This window comes from Bradyrhizobium sp. (assembly GCF_052389815.1).
Taxonomy (GTDB): Bacteria; Pseudomonadota; Alphaproteobacteria; order Rhizobiales; family Xanthobacteraceae; genus Bradyrhizobium.
Genome location: NZ_JBQTHN010000219.1, coordinates 13,594 through 33,904 on the forward strand (window position 1 = coordinate 13,594; position 20,311 = coordinate 33,904).

General features: G+C 64.7%; 22 protein-coding genes. 9 read left to right on the forward strand and 13 right to left on the reverse strand.

Features of this window, described 5'->3' with window-relative positions:
* Nucleotides 1-101 precede the first annotated feature (101 nt).
* Together phbB and ACT4OC_RS29395 are read right to left on the reverse strand one after the other, a co-directional pair.
* Nucleotides 102-827, reverse strand: a complete 726-nt coding sequence (gene phbB, locus ACT4OC_RS29390) for an acetoacetyl-CoA reductase (RefSeq protein WP_444842568.1) — start codon at nucleotides 825-827, stop codon at nucleotides 102-104.
* Between the two features lie 253 nt (nucleotides 828-1,080).
* Nucleotides 1,081-2,259, reverse strand: a complete 1,179-nt coding sequence (locus ACT4OC_RS29395; RefSeq protein WP_444842569.1) for an acetyl-CoA C-acetyltransferase — start codon at nucleotides 2,257-2,259, stop codon at nucleotides 1,081-1,083.
* Between the two features lie 316 nt (nucleotides 2,260-2,575).
* Between ACT4OC_RS29395 and phaR the strand changes: the two genes are divergently transcribed.
* Complete coding sequence (gene phaR / locus ACT4OC_RS29400; protein ID WP_444842570.1) at nucleotides 2,576-3,169, forward strand: polyhydroxyalkanoate synthesis repressor PhaR; 594 nt, start codon at nucleotides 2,576-2,578, stop codon at nucleotides 3,167-3,169.
* A gap of 135 nt (nucleotides 3,170-3,304) precedes the next feature.
* Here the strand turns inward: phaR and ACT4OC_RS29405 are convergent, their stop codons facing one another.
* The gene (locus tag ACT4OC_RS29405) at nucleotides 3,305-4,996 is read right to left on the reverse strand and encodes a putative bifunctional diguanylate cyclase/phosphodiesterase (protein WP_444842571.1); all 1,692 of its coding nucleotides are present in this window, start codon (nucleotides 4,994-4,996) and stop codon (nucleotides 3,305-3,307) included.
* 206 nt (nucleotides 4,997-5,202) lie between these two features.
* Here ACT4OC_RS29405 and ACT4OC_RS29410 point away from each other — a divergent pair, with 206 nt between their 5' ends.
* The gene (locus ACT4OC_RS29410) at nucleotides 5,203-5,487 is read left to right on the forward strand and encodes a hypothetical protein (RefSeq protein WP_444842572.1); all 285 of its coding nucleotides are present in this window, start codon (nucleotides 5,203-5,205) and stop codon (nucleotides 5,485-5,487) included.
* 11 nt (nucleotides 5,488-5,498) lie between these two features.
* Here ACT4OC_RS29410 and ACT4OC_RS29415 read toward each other — a convergent pair whose 3' ends face one another.
* From ACT4OC_RS29415 to mtgA, 3 genes are all read right to left on the reverse strand, one after another.
* Nucleotides 5,499-6,116 carry a hypothetical protein gene (locus tag ACT4OC_RS29415; RefSeq protein ID WP_444842573.1) on the reverse strand — a complete coding sequence of 206 codons (618 nt, stop codon included), beginning with the start codon at nucleotides 6,114-6,116 and terminating at the stop codon, nucleotides 5,499-5,501.
* Between the two features lie 165 nt (nucleotides 6,117-6,281).
* Complete coding sequence (rpmF, locus tag ACT4OC_RS29420) at nucleotides 6,282-6,467, reverse strand: 50S ribosomal protein L32 (RefSeq protein WP_291612577.1); 186 nt, start codon at nucleotides 6,465-6,467, stop codon at nucleotides 6,282-6,284.
* A 156-nt stretch (nucleotides 6,468-6,623) separates the two neighbouring features.
* On the reverse strand, nucleotides 6,624-7,295 hold the full coding sequence (gene mtgA, locus ACT4OC_RS29425; RefSeq protein WP_444842586.1) for a monofunctional biosynthetic peptidoglycan transglycosylase: 672 nt from the start codon (nucleotides 7,293-7,295) through the stop codon (nucleotides 6,624-6,626).
* A gap of 191 nt (nucleotides 7,296-7,486) precedes the next feature.
* Here mtgA and ACT4OC_RS29430 point away from each other — a divergent pair, with 191 nt between their 5' ends.
* On the forward strand, nucleotides 7,487-8,407 hold the full coding sequence (locus ACT4OC_RS29430) for a polyprenyl synthetase family protein (protein ID WP_444842574.1): 921 nt from the start codon (nucleotides 7,487-7,489) through the stop codon (nucleotides 8,405-8,407).
* A gap of 211 nt (nucleotides 8,408-8,618) precedes the next feature.
* Here ACT4OC_RS29430 and ACT4OC_RS29435 read toward each other — a convergent pair whose 3' ends face one another.
* Nucleotides 8,619-9,461 (reverse strand): nucleoside phosphorylase, encoded by an 843-nt coding sequence (locus ACT4OC_RS29435; protein ID WP_444842587.1) that lies wholly within the window; start codon nucleotides 9,459-9,461, stop codon nucleotides 8,619-8,621.
* An 11-nt stretch (nucleotides 9,462-9,472) separates the two neighbouring features.
* On the reverse strand, nucleotides 9,473-10,141 hold the full coding sequence (locus ACT4OC_RS29440) for an ArsR/SmtB family transcription factor (protein WP_444842575.1): 669 nt from the start codon (nucleotides 10,139-10,141) through the stop codon (nucleotides 9,473-9,475).
* A 74-nt stretch (nucleotides 10,142-10,215) separates the two neighbouring features.
* Here ACT4OC_RS29440 and ACT4OC_RS29445 point away from each other — a divergent pair, with 74 nt between their 5' ends.
* Genes ACT4OC_RS29445 through ACT4OC_RS29465 form a run of 5 tightly spaced genes read left to right on the forward strand, consistent with a single transcriptional unit; the run spans nucleotide 10,216 to nucleotide 14,190 of the window.
* Nucleotides 10,216-10,956, forward strand: coding sequence for an MBL fold metallo-hydrolase (locus ACT4OC_RS29445; protein WP_444842576.1), 741 nt, complete (start codon nucleotides 10,216-10,218; stop codon nucleotides 10,954-10,956).
* Between the two features lie 4 nt (nucleotides 10,957-10,960).
* The gene (locus tag ACT4OC_RS29450) at nucleotides 10,961-12,253 is read left to right on the forward strand and encodes an MFS transporter (protein ID WP_444842577.1); all 1,293 of its coding nucleotides are present in this window, start codon (nucleotides 10,961-10,963) and stop codon (nucleotides 12,251-12,253) included.
* A 32-nt stretch (nucleotides 12,254-12,285) separates the two neighbouring features.
* Nucleotides 12,286-12,639, forward strand: a complete 354-nt coding sequence (locus ACT4OC_RS29455) for an SHOCT domain-containing protein (protein ID WP_444842578.1) — start codon at nucleotides 12,286-12,288, stop codon at nucleotides 12,637-12,639.
* Between the two features lie 55 nt (nucleotides 12,640-12,694).
* Nucleotides 12,695-13,048, forward strand: coding sequence for a DsrE/DsrF/TusD sulfur relay family protein (locus tag ACT4OC_RS29460; protein WP_444842579.1), 354 nt, complete (start codon nucleotides 12,695-12,697; stop codon nucleotides 13,046-13,048).
* A gap of 20 nt (nucleotides 13,049-13,068) precedes the next feature.
* The gene (locus ACT4OC_RS29465; protein WP_444842580.1) at nucleotides 13,069-14,190 is read left to right on the forward strand and encodes a cysteine desulfurase family protein; all 1,122 of its coding nucleotides are present in this window, start codon (nucleotides 13,069-13,071) and stop codon (nucleotides 14,188-14,190) included.
* Between the two features lie 94 nt (nucleotides 14,191-14,284).
* Here ACT4OC_RS29465 and ACT4OC_RS29470 read toward each other — a convergent pair whose 3' ends face one another.
* From ACT4OC_RS29470 to ACT4OC_RS29490, 5 genes are all read right to left on the reverse strand, one after another.
* Nucleotides 14,285-14,911 (reverse strand): class I SAM-dependent methyltransferase, encoded by a 627-nt coding sequence (locus tag ACT4OC_RS29470; protein ID WP_444842581.1) that lies wholly within the window; start codon nucleotides 14,909-14,911, stop codon nucleotides 14,285-14,287.
* Nucleotides 14,911-15,729: a sterol desaturase family protein gene (locus tag ACT4OC_RS29475; protein ID WP_444842582.1), complete on the reverse strand. Its 819-nt coding sequence runs from the start codon at nucleotides 15,727-15,729 to the stop codon at nucleotides 14,911-14,913. The genes ACT4OC_RS29470 and ACT4OC_RS29475 overlap by 1 nt, the downstream gene beginning before the upstream one ends.
* Before the next feature lie 198 nt (nucleotides 15,730-15,927).
* Nucleotides 15,928-16,914 carry a helix-turn-helix domain-containing protein gene (locus ACT4OC_RS29480; RefSeq protein WP_444842583.1) on the reverse strand — a complete coding sequence of 329 codons (987 nt, stop codon included), beginning with the start codon at nucleotides 16,912-16,914 and terminating at the stop codon, nucleotides 15,928-15,930.
* A 398-nt stretch (nucleotides 16,915-17,312) separates the two neighbouring features.
* Nucleotides 17,313-19,100 (reverse strand): caspase family protein, encoded by a 1,788-nt coding sequence (locus ACT4OC_RS29485; protein ID WP_444842584.1) that lies wholly within the window; start codon nucleotides 19,098-19,100, stop codon nucleotides 17,313-17,315.
* 147 nt (nucleotides 19,101-19,247) lie between these two features.
* Nucleotides 19,248-19,712 carry a GFA family protein gene (locus ACT4OC_RS29490; RefSeq protein WP_444842588.1) on the reverse strand — a complete coding sequence of 155 codons (465 nt, stop codon included), beginning with the start codon at nucleotides 19,710-19,712 and terminating at the stop codon, nucleotides 19,248-19,250.
* A gap of 99 nt (nucleotides 19,713-19,811) precedes the next feature.
* On the opposite strand from ACT4OC_RS29490, the gene ACT4OC_RS29495 reads away from it, so the two are divergent.
* Entirely contained in the window at nucleotides 19,812-20,189 is a 378-nt protein-coding gene (locus ACT4OC_RS29495; RefSeq protein ID WP_444842585.1) for a nuclear transport factor 2 family protein, read from the forward strand.
* The last annotated feature ends 122 nt before the right edge of the window (nucleotides 20,190-20,311 follow it).

Sequence of the window (20,311 nt, forward strand, 5' to 3'; positions counted from 1 at the left end):
CAATCCATCTTGCTTCAATAGCGAAAATGGATTGCTTCGTCGCTAGGGCTCCCTTGCGCAAACGCGTCGCGTTTGTCGCAGGCAATGACGGTATGAATTCGTCACACCATATACTGCCCGCCATTGATGGTGAGCGTGGAGCCGGTGATGGCGCCGGCATCGTCGGCGGCGAGGAACACGACCACGCGCGCGATTTCCTCGGGCTCGCCGAGCCGATTGATTGGAATCTGCGGCAGGATCGACTTCTCCAGCACCTCCTTCGGCACGGCCTGGACCATCTCGGTGTTGATGTAGCCGGGGCAGATCGCATTCACGGTGATGCCGCCCTTGGCGTTCTCCAGCGCCAGCGCCTTGGTGAAGCCGATGTCGCCGGCCTTCGCCGCGGAATAATTGACCTGGCCGAACTGGCCCTTCTGGCCGTTGATCGAGGAGATGTTGATGATGCGGCCAAACTTGCGGGCACGCATGCCCTCGATGATCGGGCGCGTCATGTTGAACAGCGATCCGAGATTGGTGTTGATGACCGCGTTCCACTGATCCAGCGTCATCTTGTGGAATGCGCCGTCCTTGGTGATACCGGCGTTGTTCACCAGCACGTCCACCGGTCCGAGATCGGCTTCGACCTTCTTGATCCCTTCGGAGCATGCGTCGAATGAGGAGACATCCCACTTGTAGACGGGAATGCCGGTCTCCGATTTGAACTTCTCCGCCGCCGCGTCGTTGCCGGCATAGCTCGCCGCAACCTTGTAGCCGACCGCCTTCAGCGCCTTGCTGATCGCCGCGCCGATGCCGCGCGTTCCCCCAGTGACCAATGCAACTCGTGCCATGTCGTCTCCTCCTTGGTAGTCTTCTCATGGACCGGAATTTTTCCGGTCTTTTGACGTTTCTCAAGCAGACAATTCAAACAGGCGCTTGAGACGAAAATGCCCGGTGCGAGACCGGGCATTTCATTCTTAGCAGCTTGATCCGCGTTTGACAGATGATGTTTTCATCATGCAACGCACAACCTGCTCATTTGTTTGACGCGTTTCCTTCACGCGAACCGGTCCCCACTTCGCTTGGAACCGCTATGTTTGAGATTTAGTCACGTGCGATGCACATCGCGATGCCCATGCCGCCGCCGATGCAAAGCGTAGCGAGGCCCTTCTTGGCGTCGCGCTTCTGCATTTCGTGCAGCAGCGTCACCAGCACGCGGGCGCCCGACGCGCCGATCGGGTGGCCGATCGCGATCGCGCCGCCATTGACGTTGACCTTGGAGGTGTCCCAGCCGAGGTCCTTGTTGACGGCGCAGGCCTGCGCCGCGAAGGCCTCGTTGGCCTCGACGAGATCGAGGTCGCCGACATTCCAGCCGGCCTTCTTCAGCGCGGCGCGGGAGGCCGGGATCGGGCCGGAGCCCATGATCTTGGGATCGACGCCGGCCTGGGCCCAGGAGACGATGCGGGCAATCGGCTTCTTGCCTTCCGCGGCGGCCTGCTTGGCGCTCATCAGCACCACGGCAGCGGCGCCGTCGTTGATGCCCGAAGCCGAGCCGGCCGTGACCGTGCCGTCCTTCTCGAAGGCGGGCCGCAGCTTGGCCATGGCATCCAGCGTCGCGCCATGACGGGGGTATTCGTCGGTATCGACGACGATGTCACCCTTGCGGGTCTTGATGGTGACCGGGATGATCTCGTCCTTGAACTTGCCGGCTTTCTGGGCCGCTTCCGCCTTCTGCTGCGAGGCGACCGCGAATTCGTCCTGCTGGCCGCGGGTAATCTGCCACTGTCGCGCGACGTTCTCGGCCGTGTTGCCCATGTGGTAGCCGTTGAAGGCATCCCACAGGCCGTCCTTGATCATGGTATCGACGAATTCGAGCGGGCCCATCTTGACGCCGCCGCGCAGGTACTGGGCATGCGGGGCCATGCTCATGGATTCCTGGCCGCCGGCAACCACGATGTCGGAATCGCCGTTGAGGATCGCCTGGTAGCCGAGCGCCACCGTGCGCAGGCCGCTGCCGCAGAGCTGGTTGACGCCCCAGGCCGGGCTTTCCACGGGAATGCCGGCGGCAATCGAGGCCTGTCGGGCCGGATTCTGGCCTTGGGCAGCGGTGAGGATCTGACCCATGATGACTTCGGAGACGCGTCCGGGCTCGATGCCGCCGCGCTCCAGCGCGGCCTTGATGGCGATGGCGCCGAGGTCGTGGGCCGGGGTGGTCGCGAATGCGCCGTTGAAGCTGCCAACCGGGGTGCGGGCGGCGCTGACGATGACGACATCGTCTGACATGGACATCTCCTGTGTGGGTTTTATTGGGTTGGTTTCTTGACGGCGGGCGGGCCGGGGTGGCGGGCCTGTCTTAATTCCTATCCTGTTAACCCCGTTGAGGCATGTCAATCGCCCTGCAGCGAAAACGTGCCGCGCCGCATCCAAAAAAGCCGGCGGCCGAGTTTGTCGAGCAGTCCCCAAGCCTTGAGATTAACCGTGCCGCACAAAACGGTAGCCGAAGCCCTTTGAAAATGCTTACCTTTGCTGCGATGCGTTGCATTTGGCCCTGCGGATGTGCCGCTGGGTTCCCGCTCTCTGCTGGTCTTGTGTGAACCCCATGGCAAAATCCGAAACACCTACGACGATCAAGAAGTACGCTAACCGGCGGCTCTATAATACCGGCACGAGCACCTATGTGACGCTCGAGGATCTCGCGGCGATGGTGAAGGAGGGCGAGGACTTTCTCGTCTACGACGCCAAGACCGGCGAAGACATCACGCGCTCGGTGCTCGCACAGATCATCTTCGAGCAGGAGAACAAGGCCGGACAGAACCTCTTGCCGACCACCTTCCTGCGCCAGTTGATCCGCTTCTACGGCGACAGCATGCAGATGGTGGTGCCGAAATATCTGGAGCAGTCGATCGACACGCTGACTCGCGAGCAGGAAAAGTTCCGCAAGCAGCTCACCAACACATTCAGCGGCACCCCCTTTGCCCCGCTCGAAGAGCACGTCCGCCGCAACATGGAGCTGTTCCAGCAGACCTTCTCGATGTTCAAACCGTTCGTGCCGTCGCGCACCGGATCCGGCGAGCCCGAGAAGACGCCGGAGCCCGCGCCCGACGAAGGCAACATCGACGATCTGCGCAAGCAGATGAAGGACATGCAGGAGCGGCTCGAGCGCATGTCGAAAGAGACGAAGAAGGAAGAGTAGGTTCTTCGCAATCGCCACCAGCTTTTCGTCATGGCCGGGCTTGTCCCGGCCATCCACGTTTTTGGGGGTCGAAGATAAGACGTGGATGCCCGGGACAAGCCCGGGCATGACGAACACTGGCAATTGCAGTTGTCGTTAGCTCGCCGCCGGCACCGCCGCTCCGGCTGCCGCCGCCCACGGCCGCTCGGCCGAAGCGAGCCCGATCAGCCGGCCTTGAATGTAGTCGCAGCCCCATTCGCGCAGCATCACGGCGGCTTCCTCGTCCTGCACCCATTCGGCCACCGTCTTGATGTCGAGCCGGCGGGCGAGGTCGATCAGGGTCTGCACGAAGGCGCGGTCGTCGGCGGAGCGGGCGATGTTCTGCACGAAGGCGCCGTCGATCTTCACGATGTCGACGCCGAGCTTGCGCAGGTTGCGGAACGAGGTGTAGCCGGCGCCAAAATCGTCGATGGCGATCCGGCTGCCGAAATTCTTCAGCCGCGTGACGAAACCCCTGACGTCGTCGATGTCCTGGATCGCCACCGTCTCGGTGATCTCCACGATCAGCCGCTCGGCGACGCCGGGATGGGCGCGCATCAGCGACTCGATCGTCGCCGACCAGTCCGGATCCATGGTGGTTTCCGGCGAAATGTTGAGGCTGAGCTGCACCTTCGGCGAGGCGATCAGCTCGGCGACCACGAGCTCGAGGATGCGGTGATCGACCAGACGGATCAGGCCGAGCCGCTCCGCCACCGGCACGATGTCGGGCGCCAGCAGCACCTGGCCGTCGCCCTGCTCCATCCGAACCAGGCATTCGTAGAACGCCGGCTCGCGCGAGCGCGCGGCAACCACCGGCTCGAAGGCCGCGACGATGCGGCGGTCGTTGAGCGCAGTGACGATCTCGTCGGTGACGCGGATATTGACGCGGCGCTGCGCGTCGCGCTCGACATTGGGCCGCCACAGCGCGAACGAGCCGGCGCGGCGGCGCTTTGCGGCATCGAGCGTTTCCTGGGCGCGGTTGATCGCCTCGTCGGCATTGCGGGCATAGCGCGGCACGCTCACCGCGCCGATCGATGCCGTCACCGATACGGGACCCGAGTTGGTCGGCACCACCTCGTCGCGGACGCCGGCGAGGAAGCGCTCGGCGGCGACGTTGGTGTCGTCGACGGTGCAGTTCTTCAGGATCAGGCCGAACTTGTTGCCGGAGAAGCGGCCGAGCACGTCGCCGGCACGCAGCCGCGCGCGGATGCGACTGGCGACTTCCGCGATCACGGCGTCCGCGACGTCGAAGCCGAAGGCATCGTTGACGCGTGACAGATGATCGATGCCGATCAGCATGAAGGCGCAGGTCGAGCGGAAGCGGGTGTTCTCCTCGATCGCCTCGGCGAGCGCCGCGATCAGATGGGTGCGGTTGAGCTCGCCGGTCAGGGGATCGTGCCGCGACAGCCGCACGAGCTGCTCGTCGCGAGCGCGGCGCTCGTTGTTGACGCGCACGATTCCCTGCGCGCGCCATGGCCGGCCGTCGGAGCCGGCAAACCAGACGCCGGTCTCCTCGATCCAGATCACGGGCACGGCGGTGGTGGCGCGCACGCCATATTCGATCCGGTAGGGCACGCCCTCGTCCGGCCGCGCCGGCGGCGCATGGATCAGCGCATCGGTCCGGATGGAGCGGGCGGGCTCGATCAGCTTTGCGAATTCGGCGCCGGTGGCCAGCGATTCCGCGGGGATGTCGGCAAAGACCGAGGCCGCATTCTCGCTCCAGATCAGGCGGTCGCTGCCGATCTCCCAGACGAAACTGGCCTGGCCGAGCGAGGCGAGGATGTCGGCGGCTTGCGGGACGGACGGCATCAGGTCGCCTCGTTTCGGGACGGCACCCGGGTGATTCTCCACCCCAAGGATAGGGTAATGCGTGCCCGTGACCCTAGGTAAAGTTGATTAATAGTCCGCAAACCATGTTTTGCGGCTGTCGGGAACCAAAGGCCACGCCGGGGCACATCTATTGCGAGGGGAAGCGAAAGGCGGATTGAACCGTCCCGAAACGTGACAGGTCGGCGATGACAGGTACAGGGCACCCGGAAGTAATCATCGACGCGGAGTTCGTGGATATCCCGAACCCCTCTGTCGCGCTCGTGCCGCTTTCCGCCCAGCCGGGCGTTAGGCCGATAGCGCCGGTGAGCCGGCCCGATGCCAGCTTCCTTACCCAACTGATCGCGACCGCCGAGCATGTACCCCAGACCTGCAGCCTGCGCCGAGGGTCCTGCGCCGACGCGCAAGCCGCCTACGGCCCGCACGTCAGCGAGCGGCGCAGCGTGACGCGTCGGACCAAGCAGATCGTCTAGAGAAGAAGAATTCAGCGCGGCGGCGTGTCCGGCGACGGATGCGCGCCGTCGCCGGGCTGGATGCCCGGCGAGGGCACAGCCGGCTGCACCACCGACGGATCGGGGCGGTCGAGCAACACGGACTCGGCGACCGACGCAGCCGAGGGCACCGGCGCGGGAGCGGGGGCAGCAGGGGCCGGCGCAGGCTCGCGCGGCGGCGCGGCCGCTTCCGGCGCGGCCTGGCGAGGTGCCCTCCTCGCGACCGGAGCCGCGGCGACCGCCGTGTAGCGCCGCCGGCGCAGCGTCACGCCGGTGAGGAAATCGACCAGCGCAAACAAGGTCAGCAGGAAGAAGACGGAGGTGCCGAACTTCGGCAGGAGGAGGAATTCCGCCGCGGCCGCGCCGAACACGACCAGCGACAGCAGGTGGTCCATCAGGAATTTCGCGCCCGGCCGCGCACCCTTGACGATCTCGAGCAGCAGCATGAGCGCGGCAAGGGCGAGCAGCATGTCGCCGAGCGAGATCGGCCATTCCGCGCCCGACATCAGCGGCAGCGTCAGCACCGGCGCAGTGAGCGACACGTCGCGCATCAGCAACACGACGATGTTGTAGACCGCGAGCGGAATCAGCAGCAGCGGAAAGCCGACCATGGCCAAGGACCCTTTGCGAAGGGGAGAAACGCGCATTCCCGAGCGCGGATCCATCCGCCTCGGGAACCGTCTTAACGCACTCGATGGCCGAATTCAGGCAGGGGTCGCAAACTGCCCACTGCTTTTGTCTGGGTACCGTGAGGCGTCGCGCCTCAGGCCTCCTGCTCAGGCCTCTTTCTTGGGCTTCAGCACCTGCCGGCCCTTGTACATGCCGGTCTTGAGGTCGAGGTGGTGCGGACGGCGCAGCTCGCCCGAGTCCTTGTCCTCGACATAGGTCGGCTTCTTGAGCGCATCGGCGGAGCGGCGCATGCCGCGGCGCGACGGCGAGGTTTTTCTGCGGGGAACAGCCATGTCGGTATCCTCTAGGGGTATCGCGGAGGCACCGTCCAAATAAGACGGCCCGCAGCTCACAAAAGCGCGGGCGCAAGATGCCGATATGGCGGGGCTTATAGAGGATGCCCTCCCGCAAATCTAGGGCCGAAACGGGTAAAAATGACCCGAATCGGCTCAAAATCCGCGCCCCTCGCTCCAGCAGCGCTGCGCGGTGGGCGCGCGGACCATGTAGATCCCGGCCAGTCGCCGCACACCGGGCCGGGGATGCCGCGCGCTGCGCCGGACCGGGTTGGGCAGGATCGCCGCCAGGAGCGCCGCCTCGCGCGGCGACAGTTCGGAAGGCGGCTTGCCGAAGGCATAGGCCGCGCCTGCGCCGGCGCCGAACTGGCCGGAAGGGCCGAGCTCGGCGATGTTGAGATAGATTTCGAGGATGCGCTGCTTTGGAAGCACGAGATCGATCCACATCGCCAGCGGCAATTCCAGCGCCTTGCGCACCACGCTGCGGCCCGGCCACAGGAACAGGTTCTTCGCGACCTGCTGGGTGATGGTCGAGCCGCCGCGCGTCACCTCGCCGTCCTCGGCATCGTCGATTACCTCGCGCAGCGCATCCCAATCGACGCCGTAATGGCTGCAGAACTTCGCATCCTCCGAGGCCACCACGGTGCGCGGCAGGTGCGGCGACATCGCGCCAAGATCGACCCAGTGCCGCGCGACCGGCGCGCCCTTCAGCCAGCGCCAGGCCATCAGCGTCGAGACCGGATGGCCGGCGCGATAGAACGGGGCCACCAGATAGGGCAGCAGCAACAGCACCAGCAGGATCAGCAGCAGGTAGCGGACGATGCGCAAATGGAAGGCTTCTGGTTCGCTGGCGGTGGTTGAAACGAGGCCGACGGAAACGACATGGTGACGACAATTCATGGATTTTCCAGCCATTTTTGGGCGTTTTCACCCTGCATCTGGAATTGACGAAGCCCGCCCCATCAACGATTGTCCGCCGCCGAATTCGATCCCTAGAGCCATTCTTGGAGCCTTTCTGAATGACGACCGCCGCAGCCGACTTCGCCAAGCGACTGGACCGGACCGCCGAGGAAACCGAGCGGCTGCTGGGCCAGCTGTTGTCGGACACGCCGCTGCCCGACGAGATCGCGCGGCCAAAACGGCTGATGGAGGCGATGCGCTACTCCACGCTCGGCGGGGGCAAGCGTCTACGGCCGTTCCTGGTGGTGGAGAGCGCGGCCGTGTTCGGCGTGCCGCGCGAAGCCGCGCTGCTGGTGGGCGCGGCGCTCGAATGCATCCACTGCTATTCGCTGATCCATGACGACCTGCCGGCGATGGACAATTCGGATCTCCGCCGCGGCCGCCCGACCCTGCACAAGAAGACCGACGACGCCACCGCGATCCTTGCCGGCGACGGGCTGCTCACCTTCGCCTTCGACATCATCAGCCGCGACGAGGTCCACCGCGATCCCACCGTGCGGCTGCTGCTGACCCGGGCGCTGGCGCGCGCCTCCGGCCTCGGCGGCATGGTCGGCGGTCAGATGCTCGATCTCGCCGGCGAAGGCCGTTTCGGCGACCGCGAGCCGGTGGACGTGGCGCGGCTGCAGCAGATGAAGACCGGCGCGCTGCTCCGCTATGGCTGCATTGCCGGCGCCATCCTCGGCCAGGCCTCGCAAAAGGAGTATCAGGCGCTCGACGATTACGGCCGGGCGCTCGGCGAAGCCTTCCAGATCGCCGACGACCTGCTCGACGTCGAGGGCGATGCGGCCGCACTCGGCAAGCCGGCCGGCGCCGATGCGGCGCTGGGCAAGACCACCTTCGTCACGCAGCTCGGCATCGACGGCGCCAAGCAGCGCGTGCGCGACCTCCTGGCGCGCGGCGATTCCGCGCTGTCGATCTTCGGCAACCGCGGCGACGTGCTGCGCGCCACCTCGCGCTTCGTCGCCGAGCGGAAGAGCTGACGCACGGCTGCGGGCAAGGACTTCGAGGAGCGCCTTGCCCGGTTTCGAAAACTGGCACCGTGATTTGCCCGTCGACCGAGGCGATTCTCGCGTCCAACCCAAAATATCGAAAACAACCCCATGCAAAGTAGGCGCGTCACGGAAGAGCTTCGCGATGGGCCTGGCCAGTAACCGGAACGACCCACGACGGCAACGACCCGTCCCGGCATCGTCATCGATGGCGGCCTCGAGAGGCGGACCATGCCCGGATCGTAGCGGCAACGACGGCAAGCGTTGCCGTCGTTCCGTCTGCCTCGCCTTTCTCGAAATCGCCTTCCGACCGAGCCATCGCGTTCGTCACATGCGCAAGACAGACGATGGAGCGTCGCGCCGCGTTCGCAAACGCGTAAAGGGCCGCAGCTTCCATCTCGACGGCAAGCGCCCCCAGATCGCGCGCCGCCGCGATCGCTGCTTCAGTCTCGCGGTAGGGCGCATCGGTGGTCCAGGCCGGACCCCGGTGAACCGAAATGTCCGCGAGTTTGCGAAACTCCTGCTCGGCGGCGGCCAGCAACTCCGCATCGGGCGCCTCGACGTGCGTAGCCGGAGGCAGGTAGTGGTGGCTCGTTCCCTCGTCGCGCAGGGCGCGGTCGATCAACACGAAGTAGGGCGTCGGTCCGATCGGAATGATCTGGCCCGCCGAGGTGACGCTGACGATCAGCCGGCAGCCCGAGGCAAAGAGCTGTTCCGCCACGAGAACCGCAAAGGGGGCCCCGACCGCGCAGCCCACGATGCCGACTTCGCCGCAGTCGCCGAGATCGAAGGCGACAAGGTCGGTGTGATAGCAGGCCCATCCCTCGTGGGCGCGTCCCTTCCCCATCTTCTTGATGTGGCGGACGACATCGCCGTCCGGATCAAGCACGCAGACCTCGGGCACCGGCACGAATGGCAGCTGTTTCTGTCGGCGGGCTTCGCGCAGCAATGCTTCCGGCCGGAGCACGGACGCTGCATCGTAGTCCTTGCGGCCAACGACGGACCACGCGACGTCCGAACGATCGGCTTTCGGGTCCAACTCGATTTCCTCCCGCCTCAGGCGATCGATTCGACGGGCAGGCCCGCGGCCTTCCATTCGGGATAGCCGTCCTCGAGACGGCGGACGCGATAGCCGCGGGATCTCAGCGCGGCAACGGCTTCGAATGAAAGAACGCAGTAGGGTCCGCGGCAATAAGCGATCACCTCGCGCCCTTTCGACAGCTCGCCCAGGCGTCGTTCCAGCTCGGCGAGCGGAATGTTGAACGCGCCCGGGAGATGGCCGAGCGCGAATTCATCCTCCGGGCGCACGTCGAGCACCGTAACCAGATCGTCGCGCAATCGCCCGACCAGGTCGTCACGCGAGACTGGCTCGAGTGCATCGCGGGTTTGAAAGTAATCGGTCACCACGCGACCGACCTCGGCAACGTTCCGTTCGCCGACGCGGCCGAGGGCTTTGGTGAGCGTGACCACTTCGGCATCGCCGGCCAGACGATAGACAATGTGCTTGCCGCGACGCTCGGTCTCCACGAGGCGCGCACGCCGGAGGATTTGCAGGTGGCGCGAGGTGTTGGCGAACGTCAAATGCGCCCGGGCCGACAGCTCCTCGACGGTCCGTTTCCCCTGCGCAAGGTGCTCCAGCAGCTCGAGCCGGTGAGCGTGGCCGAGCGCCTGCGCTACTCCCGCAAGGCTTTCGTAGATCGCCTGTTTCGGTCCTGGGCTTGACATGGCGCTCCCTGACTATATCATTCAGCAGATCGATTGAATGTTATCTAGCGGTTCTCACCAAGGAGTGCAAGCCCATGATTCTCCGCCAGTTCTTGCACAGCGATCCCGTCGGTATCTCCTACCTGTTCGGCTGCGGCGGCAAAGCCGCCGGGGCGGTCGTCGATCCCGTCGGCGACATTCAGCCCTACCTGCAGGCCGCCGACAATGCCGGCATGCGGATACATTTCGTCATCGACACCCATGTCCATGCCGATCACCTGTCGGCGGGCCGCGCGCTCGCCGCCGCAGCGGGAGCCGAGTACGTGCTCTCGGCGGAAGCTGGCGTATCGTTTCCATACAGGGGCGTGCGCGACGGCGAGGTTCTTCCGCTCGGCAACGTCTCCGCCACGGTGCTGCACACGCCCGGTCACACGCCGGAGCACATCTGCCTTCTCGTGACGGACCGAACGCGCGCCGACGAGCCGTGGTTCGTCTTTACCGGACACACGCTCATGGTCGGCGATCTCGGCCGCACCGAGCTTGCCGTGAGCGCCGAGGAAGGCGCCAGGCAATTGTTCCAGAGCGTGCGCAAGTTGAAGGCGCTTCCCGACTACGTCGAGGTGCTGCCGGGCGCCTATGCGGGCTCGGTCTGCGGCCGCCGCTTGAGCGGCAAGCCATCCTCCGCGATCGGCTTCGAGAAGCGGCACAATCAGGCGTTCGCGATCGAGGACGAAGCCGAGTTCGTCCGGTTCATGGTGGCGGAGATTCCACCGGCGCCGCCGGAGGCTGCGAAAATCAGGGCCGCCAATTCGGGCATCGCGGCTGTCGCAGCCTGATCCGATGAGCGAGGCGCTGCCCACAAGCAAAGCTGCCCTGGCGGTCCGGTTGGGCCTGAAGGAGAACTGGCCGCAATTCGCGTTGCTCGTGCTGATCAACGCCTTCGTCGGCGGCATGGTCGGCATCGAGCGAACCGTCGTGCCGCTGATCGGCACCGAGGATTTCGGGATCGGTTCGACGACGCTCGTCGTTTCCTTCATCGTCAGCTTCGGCGTCGTGAAGGCATTCGCCAACCTGGTGTCCGGCCAGCTTGCCGACGCCTGGGGACGCAAACGCGTTCTCGTCCTCGGCTGGCTGGTCGGCCTGCCGGTGCCCTTCATGATCATCTGGGCGCCAAGCTGGGGATGGGTCATCGCCGCCAACGCCCTGCTCGGCATCAACCAGGGCCTTGCCTGGTCGATGACGGTTATCATGAAAATCGATCTCGTCGGGCCCAAGTCGCGCGGCCTTGCCGTGGGCCTGAACGAGTTCGCCGGCTATCTTGCAGTGGGCGTGACGGCATTCCTCACCGGATATCTGGCCTCGAAGTACGGGCTGCGGCCGGCGCCGATTTGCCTCGGCATCGCCTACGCGATCCTGGGTGCCGCGCTCTCGGTCCTCCTGGTGCGGGATACGCGCGAGCATGTGCGGCTGGAGGCGGCGGCCCATACGCAGCAAGCGGCCCCGATCGGCTTCCGCGAGATATTCCTCCTCACGTCCTTCAAGGATCGGAACCTGTTCGCGGCGTCGCAGGCCGGACTCGTCAACAATCTCAATGACGGAATGAGCTGGGGTATCTTCCCGCTGTTCTTCGCCTCGTTCGGCCTGCACGTCGACCGGATCGGCATATTGAAGGCCGTCTATCCCGCGACCTGGGGCATCCTGCAGATCGCGACCGGCCCCCTCTCCGACCGCTGGGGTCGCAAGGGGCTGATCGTCGCCGGCATGTGGGTGCAGGCCGCGGGCTTGTTCCTGACTGCGGCGACAACTCGTTTCGAGTGGTGGCTTGCCGGCAGCCTGCTGCTCGGACTCGGCACGGCCATGGTGTATCCGAGCCTGATCGCCGCCGTCTCCGACGCATCGCATCCGAGCTGGCGCGCACGCTCGCTCAGCGTTTATCGCTTCTGGCGGGATCTCGGATACGCGATCGGGGCGCTGTCGGCGGGGCTCATCGCGGACCGGTTCGGACTGGCGGCTGCCATCGGCTCGATCGCCGGCCTGACGTTCGTTTCCGGAGCCGTCGTCGCCGTTTTCATGCGCGAACATGCTTCTGGCGTTGTTGACCTGACGCAAAAAACGAACCGGCCAGCGGAGTAGCTTTTGGCCCTCTCCAATGACGGAGCAAACCGATGCAGAAAGTCTTGGTCCAAACGGTTGCTGCTCTTTCCCTCTTACCCGGCGCAGCGTGGGCGCAGAATCCATCAGGCGCCGAACGCTACGGCTGGGGTCCACACATGATGGGCTGGGGCGGAGGAGGATACGGCATGATCTTCGGTCCATTGTTCATGATCCTGTTTCTCGCGGTCCTGGTGGCCGTCGTGGTTCTCCTTGTCCGCTGGCTAAGCGGGCCATGGCAAGGAACATATCCGCCGCAGCAATTGCCGCCGGCCCGCACGGCGCTCGATATCCTCAAGGAACGCTTTGCGCGTGGCGAGATCGACAAGGCGGAGTTCGAGGACCGCCGACGTGTTCTCGGCGAGTAATCCGGCTCGCGAGTCGAAAGAGATCGCGCTCGAGTACGGCGAAAGGAGAGAGTCTGTGCAAGTTCTGCTGATACTGAACGACCCGCCCTACGGCACCGAGCGGTGCTATAACGGCTTGCGCCTCGCTCTCGCGCTGGCCAAGACCGACCCTGCAATAAACGCAACGATATTCCTGATGGCCGATGCGGTGGTGGCGGCGAAATCGGGCCAGAAGACGCCGGACGGCTACTACAACGTGGAGCGCATGCTGAAGGGCGTGCTTGCGGCAAAGGGACAAGTCCTGCTCTGCGGAACCTGCATGGATGCACGCGGATTGGCCGACAGCGAGGTGATGAGCGGAGCAAAACGCAGCACCATGGCCGAGCTCGCGGCAATCACGGCTTCCGCCGACAAGGTTCTGGTGTTTTGAGCCGTCGCGGAGAAACCGGCATGCCTCCGATCTACCTCGACTACAACGCAAGCACGCCGATCGATCCCGCAGTCGCGGCGGCGATGCGGCCATTCCTGCTCGAAGCCTTCGGCAATCCGTCCAGCGGACATTGGGCGAGCGCGCCCGCCAAAGCCGCGCTGGAGCGAGCCCGCGATCAGGTCGCTGCCATGCTCGGTGCAGCGCCCGAAGAGATCGTGTTCACCAGCGGCGGCAGCGAATCGAACAACCTCGCCATCAAAGGCACGTTCTTCGCGCTGAAGCACGAAAAGCCGCACATCATCACGACGACGATCGAGCATCCCGCGGTGCTCGCTCCCTGTCGCTTTCTCGAACGGCTCGGCGCTTCGGTCACATACCTCCCGGTGGATCGGACGGGCCGGATCGATCCGCAGGACGTGCGACGCGCCGTTACTCCGCAGACGCAGCTCATCAGCGTCATGCACGCCAACAACGAAGTCGGCACCATCCAGCCAATCGCGGAAATCGGCGCGATCGCGCGGGAGCATGGCATCCGCTTCCATACCGACGCAGCACAGTCGGTCGGGAAGATCCCGACTGGGGTGGACGAGCTCGGCGTGGATCTGCTGACGATCGCCGGTCATAAGCTCTACGCTCCAAAAGGCGTCGGCGCGCTCTATGTGCGAGGAGGCCTCGAGCTCGAGCCGGCGATCCACGGCGCAGGCCACGAATCAGGCCGGCGCGCCGGAACCGAGAGCGCCCTGCTCGCGGTCGGGCTCGGGACGGCCTGTGCGCTGGCGGCGGACCTTGCGCCGATGAAAGGCATCGAGGCCTTGCGGGACCGCTTCTGGCAGGCGCTGCAAGACAGATTCGGCGAGGGCGTCGCGCTCAACGGCCATCCCACGCACCGCTTGCCCAATACACTCAACGTGTCGTTCGTCGGCAGGATCGGCGCGGACATCCTGGGCCTGTTGCGCGATGTCGCGGCATCGACGGGCTCGGCCTGCCATGCGGGCCGGGTCGAGCTCTCGCCCGTCCTCGCGGCCATGAACGTGCCGGAGAGGATCGGCATGGGAGCGATCCGCTTCAGTCTCGGAAGGCACACCACAGCCGACGAGATCGACGAAGTGGTCGCACGTCTGGCCACGATTGCGTCAGCTTGACCGTTTCCAAGCGGTCGGTTCAAGGCACGCGCTTCGCCGGCCGCGCCCGGCGCGAGTGCCAGCAGCGCGAAGACGGCGATCCCGTCCGCCACATCTACGCAACCGTTGCCACGACGAAACTCATTCGTTTCCCGGGCAGCATGCGCTCGACGACATTGAGGACGCTGAAGCCAGCCGCACGGACCAACTCGACGACCTCAGCCCGGGACCGGATGCGATAGACTTCGGCCGGATAGGTCTCCTGGAAGCGGGGATCCTCGGCGGAGCGGAAGCCGAGCACGAAACGGCCGCCGGGCCGCAGGACGCGGCCGGCTTCGCGCAAATGATCGAGCGGCGCAGTCCAGAAATATATCGTGTGGACGGCATAGGCCTTGTCGAAGCTCGCGGCGGCGAACGGCAGCTTGTCACTGGACCCGAAGCGGAACTCCAGCCGGCCCTCGGACACCAACGCGCGATGCCGGCGGATCGCATGGCGGTGCGTCAGCCGCGAGAAGTCGATCCCCGCGAGAACGCCGCCTCGGGCGACACGCGCCGCCTTTGCCAGCGTGTCGCCGTGACCGCAGCCGATCTCCAAGACAGTATCGGCCGGCGTCAGTTGGAGAAACTCGAGGACCAGATCGTTCTCCGCAGCGGTCTCCTTCGCCATCACCCGGACGACGATTTGGCCCAGCAACCCGGAGGGCCGCTCGCCTTGCCGGGCGATGATCAGGGGTTTGCGCATCAGGCCTCCTGTATTCCGGCAGCGACCTGCCCCGTCCGCTTTCGGCCGACCGCGTCGGCGAAGCGGACGTGATAGTCCTGGTCCTCGGTCCCCATCATCCGGTCCCAGAACGTGAAGTAGAGCCCGAAGTTGGTGCCGGCGCGCGCGTGATGCAGGTCGTGGTGGGTCACCGTCGTCAGCCAATCGAACAGCGGCCGGCCATCGGCCCGTGCCGGAAACACTTCATAGCCGCAATGGCCGATCGCGTTGCGCAGCATCATGTGGGCGGTGAAGATAAAGGCGGCGAGAATGCTGCTCGGCATCACCATCAACGCGATTGGCAAGTAGATGGCGTTGACGACAGCTTCGCCGACGTTGAACGAGTATGAGGTCCAGGGCGTCGGGTTGTTCGAGCGATGATGCAGCCGATGAAACCACCGGTAATACCGCGGCCGGTGCAACAGCCGGTGGGTCCAGTAGAACCAGGCGTCGTGGGCGACGATCAGCACCGCAACATTGAATGCAAAGTAGGCCCAACCTCGCTCGGCCGGGTCCCTGTAGATGTTGAGCAGGCCGTGCTGCGCAGCCAGGGCGATGCCGAAACCGACCAGCGAGAAGATCAGCACGGTTCTGAGGGAGGCCAGAATCTCCCAGGCCATCTGTTTCCCGCCGGGTCGCTCGCTGCGAATCTTGCGGCCGCTCAGATAGCGTCTCAACAGGACATTGATGACGAGGAATGTTCCGCCGGCGCCGATGACATAGCGCAACAGGTCCTGCTGCAGAATGCCGGGGTAAGCCCGGGCGGCGAAATCCAGAAGTGTTGCAGGTTCTTGGAGCATCGACGGTACCTTTCCCAAAGGAGCGGCCTGAAGCGCGATGAGATTGAGATGAATCGTCATCGCGCTTCAGGTTGTTGCTTGAGCATGATCTTTTCGGAAAACCGCTTCACACTTTTCCGGATCATGCTCTGACGATGCGCAAGACTGCAGGACGGCGCCTCTCCCCAAAGGAAATCAGCCGAAGATTTCAGGAATCGATCAGGAATTTCGGGTATCGACGATCCTGGCAAGCGCCTGGGCGCGATATTCCGATGGCGTCATGCCGGTCGACTGGCGGAATGCCCGGTTGAACGGGGCAAGGGACGCATATCCGAGCTCAAAGGCGACCGCGACAATTTGCTCGCGAGAATTCGCCGGATCGGCGAGGATGCGCTTGGCATGCGTCACGCGGTGATCGTTCAGGAACGCCGAGAAATTCCGGTAACCCAGCCCCTTGTTGATGAGACGGCGCAGCCGGTGCTCCGGAAGCTTGAGTCTGGCGGCAAGTGCGCCGAGCGAGAGTTCCGGCTCGAGACAGATCCCTGCGGCGACGGCGGCCTGAAGCCGCTCGAGCTCGATCGCTTCAGCCGCCGACAGCATCTCCGGCCGCTGTCTCGGCGCGTCCGGCTGCGCCATGATGTCGGGCTTTATCGCAGTCAGCCAGAGTGCAAACGCGCCGGCGAGGGCAAGCAAGGCGGAAGCTTGCAGCAGGCCGATCCAGCCCGGAAGCTGCCGAAACAGCGCATAGGTCTCGGCGGCGGCAATGACGAGGCCCACGGCCGGCAGCACCAGCGCAACGGCAAGCCGAAACCGCCGTCGTGAGTCCATCAGGTCGTTCTGGAATTCACGCACGGCGATTGCAAGCACATGCAGCAGCAGGACCACGACGGTCACCTGATGGCCAATCGTGCCGACGGTCCGCTCCCCCAGTCCCCGCCGAAGCACATAGAACGAGAGCAACAGCAGGAACGGCGTCGCGTAACTCCATCGCCATTGCAGGTCATCGCGAAACAGCGCGAGCGCGAACAACCAGAAAAACGCGGTCGTGAAAGTCGCAAGAAAAATCAGCGGTTCGCGGCCGGTTCCCAGCGCCTGCGACAGCTGTGGGCTCGAAACAATCGCATATGTCGCGACTGCAGCGCCGAACAGGATACCCGCCACATTGCCAACCCGCCATGGCCGGAGCCGGGCAAACTGCGCAGCCATCAAGCAGCTCAATGTCGCGGTTGCAGCGCGCAACAACGGCTCAAGCAGATCAAACGCCGGCGCATTCATGGCTGGTTTTCGGCTGTCGAAGTTCGGGAGCTTAGACTAACGGAGGCTATCACGTTTGCGTGGATCAAGGATGAACATCGCGTGAGCCGGTTTTGCGATCGAGCTACGGGTGCAGAATGCTCCTCTTGCGCTGCGCCGACGGTGACCCGACTTCAAAGGCTCGCTACAAGAATTGGCCCCGCTCTCGCGAGGCCAATTCTTATCGATGCGTGGCGAAATCCGTCCAGCCTAAAGCGCGATGAGATTAGGATGAATCGTCATCGCGCTTTAGGTTGTTGTTTGAGCATGAACTTTTCGGAAAACCGCTTCACACTTTTCCGGATCATGCTCTAGTTGCACACCTCGACGGTGGCGTTGTGGCCGGGGCCGCCGCCGCCACGGTAGTCGAGGCGGCAGCCGCGCGTGACCGGACGGCAGCCGGAATAGTCGCAGTAGATCTTGCCGCTGCCACTCGCAGCACCGGCACCCGCACCATACGCACTCTTGGTGCCGGCCTTGGGAGCCGCTGCCGCGGCACGATCCTGCGGATCGGCATCGCGCTTGGCCACGGGCTTCTTGTCGCGGCGCTTCTGGCACTGATTGTCGTCGTTGAGGAACGAGCCCTCGGCGCACACGATCTTGACGCAGGCATCGCCCTGCGTCTTGAAGCCGTGATCGCACACCAGCGGGCAGACCCGCGCCGTCTTGGTCTTGATCGTATCCAGCGCATCGGTCGAGGCGAGCTTGGTGTCGAATTTGGTCTTGGCATAGCGGTTGAACAGCGTCAGCGAGCGCTGCGAGGCCGCATTCCAGTTGCCGTCGGCTTCGGCCGAGAGGCAGCCGACGCGGCGCAACTCTGTTTGCACCGACTTGGTAACGTCGGCCTGCGGCGCACCCGTGCTGAGCGCGGCAAGGTTCGGCTGGGCCGGCGCCGGCGAGACCGCGGCAACCTTGGTGCCGACATCGGCGGCAGCCTTTTCGGTTTCGGCGCGCTTCTGCTCGGCGGCAGCCGCCTGCGCCTGGGCGATCTCCTTGGCTTTCTCGGCAGCGATGCGCGCCTGCTCGGCAGCCTTGGCATCGGCCTCGGCCCTGGCTTGCGTCGCCTTCTGCGCGCCCTCGGCGGCGAGCCGCGCGCGCTCCTGCTCGGCAAGGCGCGCCTTCTCGGTGGCGGCGACGCGGGTGTCTTCGGCCGCGAGCTTTTCGATCTGCAGCTTGGCGAGGCTCGCATAGAAGCCGTCGGGATACTGGGCGAGGAACGCGTTCAGCGCGGACTTGTTGCCGATCTGCAGCGCGAGCTCGTAGTCGCGGCGCATGTCGGCCTGGGGACTGGCGGCAGGGGCCGGCGCAGCCACCTTCGGCGCCGGCACCAGCGGCACGTCCTCGCCGCCGAGCGAGCCGTAGACGAACGGCTCCTGGCGGTTGTTGGTGGTCTTCAGGACGTCGTCGCGGACGTAGCCGAAGGCGCGGCGCACGTCGAGGCCGGGCGTCGTCAGATGCTTCGACAGCGCCGCCGTGAACGGGCTGTTCTTGCCATCGCCGTCGGCCGCGGTGGAGCCGGCCTTCGCCGAATAGGCGATCAGGAGGTTCGGGCTGTTCGGCTCGATCTTGGCAAGACCCTGGCCGATCGCGCGCGAGGCCACGGTGCGCTTCATGGTCTTGGAAAACGGATTGTCGCGGCAGGCGTCGAGGATGACGAGCCGCAGCTTCTTGGCGGGCTCGACGGCGAGCAGCACGCGGTCGAGCGACAGCGCCTCGTCATAGACGTCGGTGTCGCGCTCGAGCTTGGCGTCGACGGGGATCAGATAATTGCCACCGTCGACCTCGATGCCGTGGCCGGCATAATAGACCACGGCGATGTCGGCATCGCGGGCGCGGTCGGCGAAGTCGCGCAGCGCGCGGCGGGTGTCGGCGGCGGACATGTCATGGCGATTGTCGACCACGTCGAACCCGGCCCCCTTCAGCGTGGCGGCGATGGTGTTGCCGTCGTTGACGGGGTTGGGCAGCCGCGGCACGTTCTGATAGGCGGCGTTGCCGATCACCAGCGCGACGCGCTTCTCGGCAAGGGCCGGCTCCGCGCCCAGCAGCAGCGCCGCGGCGAGGAAGAACTGGCAGAATTTGCGTCCGAACAGGTTCGTCATGGCGACACCGAAAAGCTGGCATTCAGCGAGATGTATCTTGGCGCCCAGTCTAGCAAATCGGCCAAACCGGGCTTTGTGAGGCCGGTCACCAACCGGGACCCGCCTTCTCTTAGATTTAGTACCCCGCACGTCCCGTCGGTTCGCCGTTTAGCTCAATGTTTTCCCTTGCAGTTCCGGCTCTGTGACGTGCCCCACATATTGCGGCAGATCGTCAGTAATTACATGCCAAGGCGCCTTGGAACCGATGAAAATATGCGCCCGCGGCCGGATCGAGGGCGGGTCGACGAGCGTCCCCATCGCGACATGGACGAACGCGCCCTCGCGCACCACCGACCAGAGCAGCGAGCCGCAACGCTTGCAGTGCACATCGTGAGGCGCCGTCTCCGACGGCGCTTCGCCATAGATCAGCAGATCGTGATCGCCTTTGACGAGCCGCAGGCGATCTCGCGCAATGCCGGCGAACGGCTTGAATGCCGAACCGGTGGCGCGCCGACAGCCCGAGCAGTGGCAATTCAGGGCGTAATCGAACGCATCGGCGACCGTATAGCCGACTGCACGGCAGAAGCATTCGCCTCGCAGGATGCGAGCATTCGATTTTTCTGAAGACATCACCGTCATACCCGATTACAGGAATCGATCGCAGCGCGATTGTAATTCATCGCTCCGTCGCTAAATTCGGGCAACAGAAAATCCGGGCCAGGGAGGACAGACGTGAGCACCAATCGTTCCACCGTCGAAGCCGTCGTGCAGAACTATTTCGACGCACTCTATGAAGGCGACGCCGACAAGATGAGCACGGTCTTCGATGCCAGCGCCGATCTTCGTTGGGTCGAGAAGGGGGAATTGCAGGTCTTGACCGTGCCCGATTGGCTCGACCGCATCCGCAAGCGCCCCTCGGGCAAGGCGGAAGGCAAGCCGCGCGAGGACTTCATCGTCACCATCGACCGCTCCGACGACAACACCGCGTTCGTGAAAGTGCGCTGCCAGCTGCCGCCGCGCTATTTCACCGATTACCTGGTGGCGATGAAGCTGCAGGACGGCTGGAAGATCGTGTCGAAATCGTATCGCTACGATCTAAGGGATTCGTAGGGCGGATTAGTCTTACTGCGTCATGGGCGTCGGCGTCCATTTGATGCTGCGATGGCGCCGCAGCAAGGACATCGCGGCAAGGTTTTGATGAGCTCTCGGATCAGACGCACGCGCATGGTTGC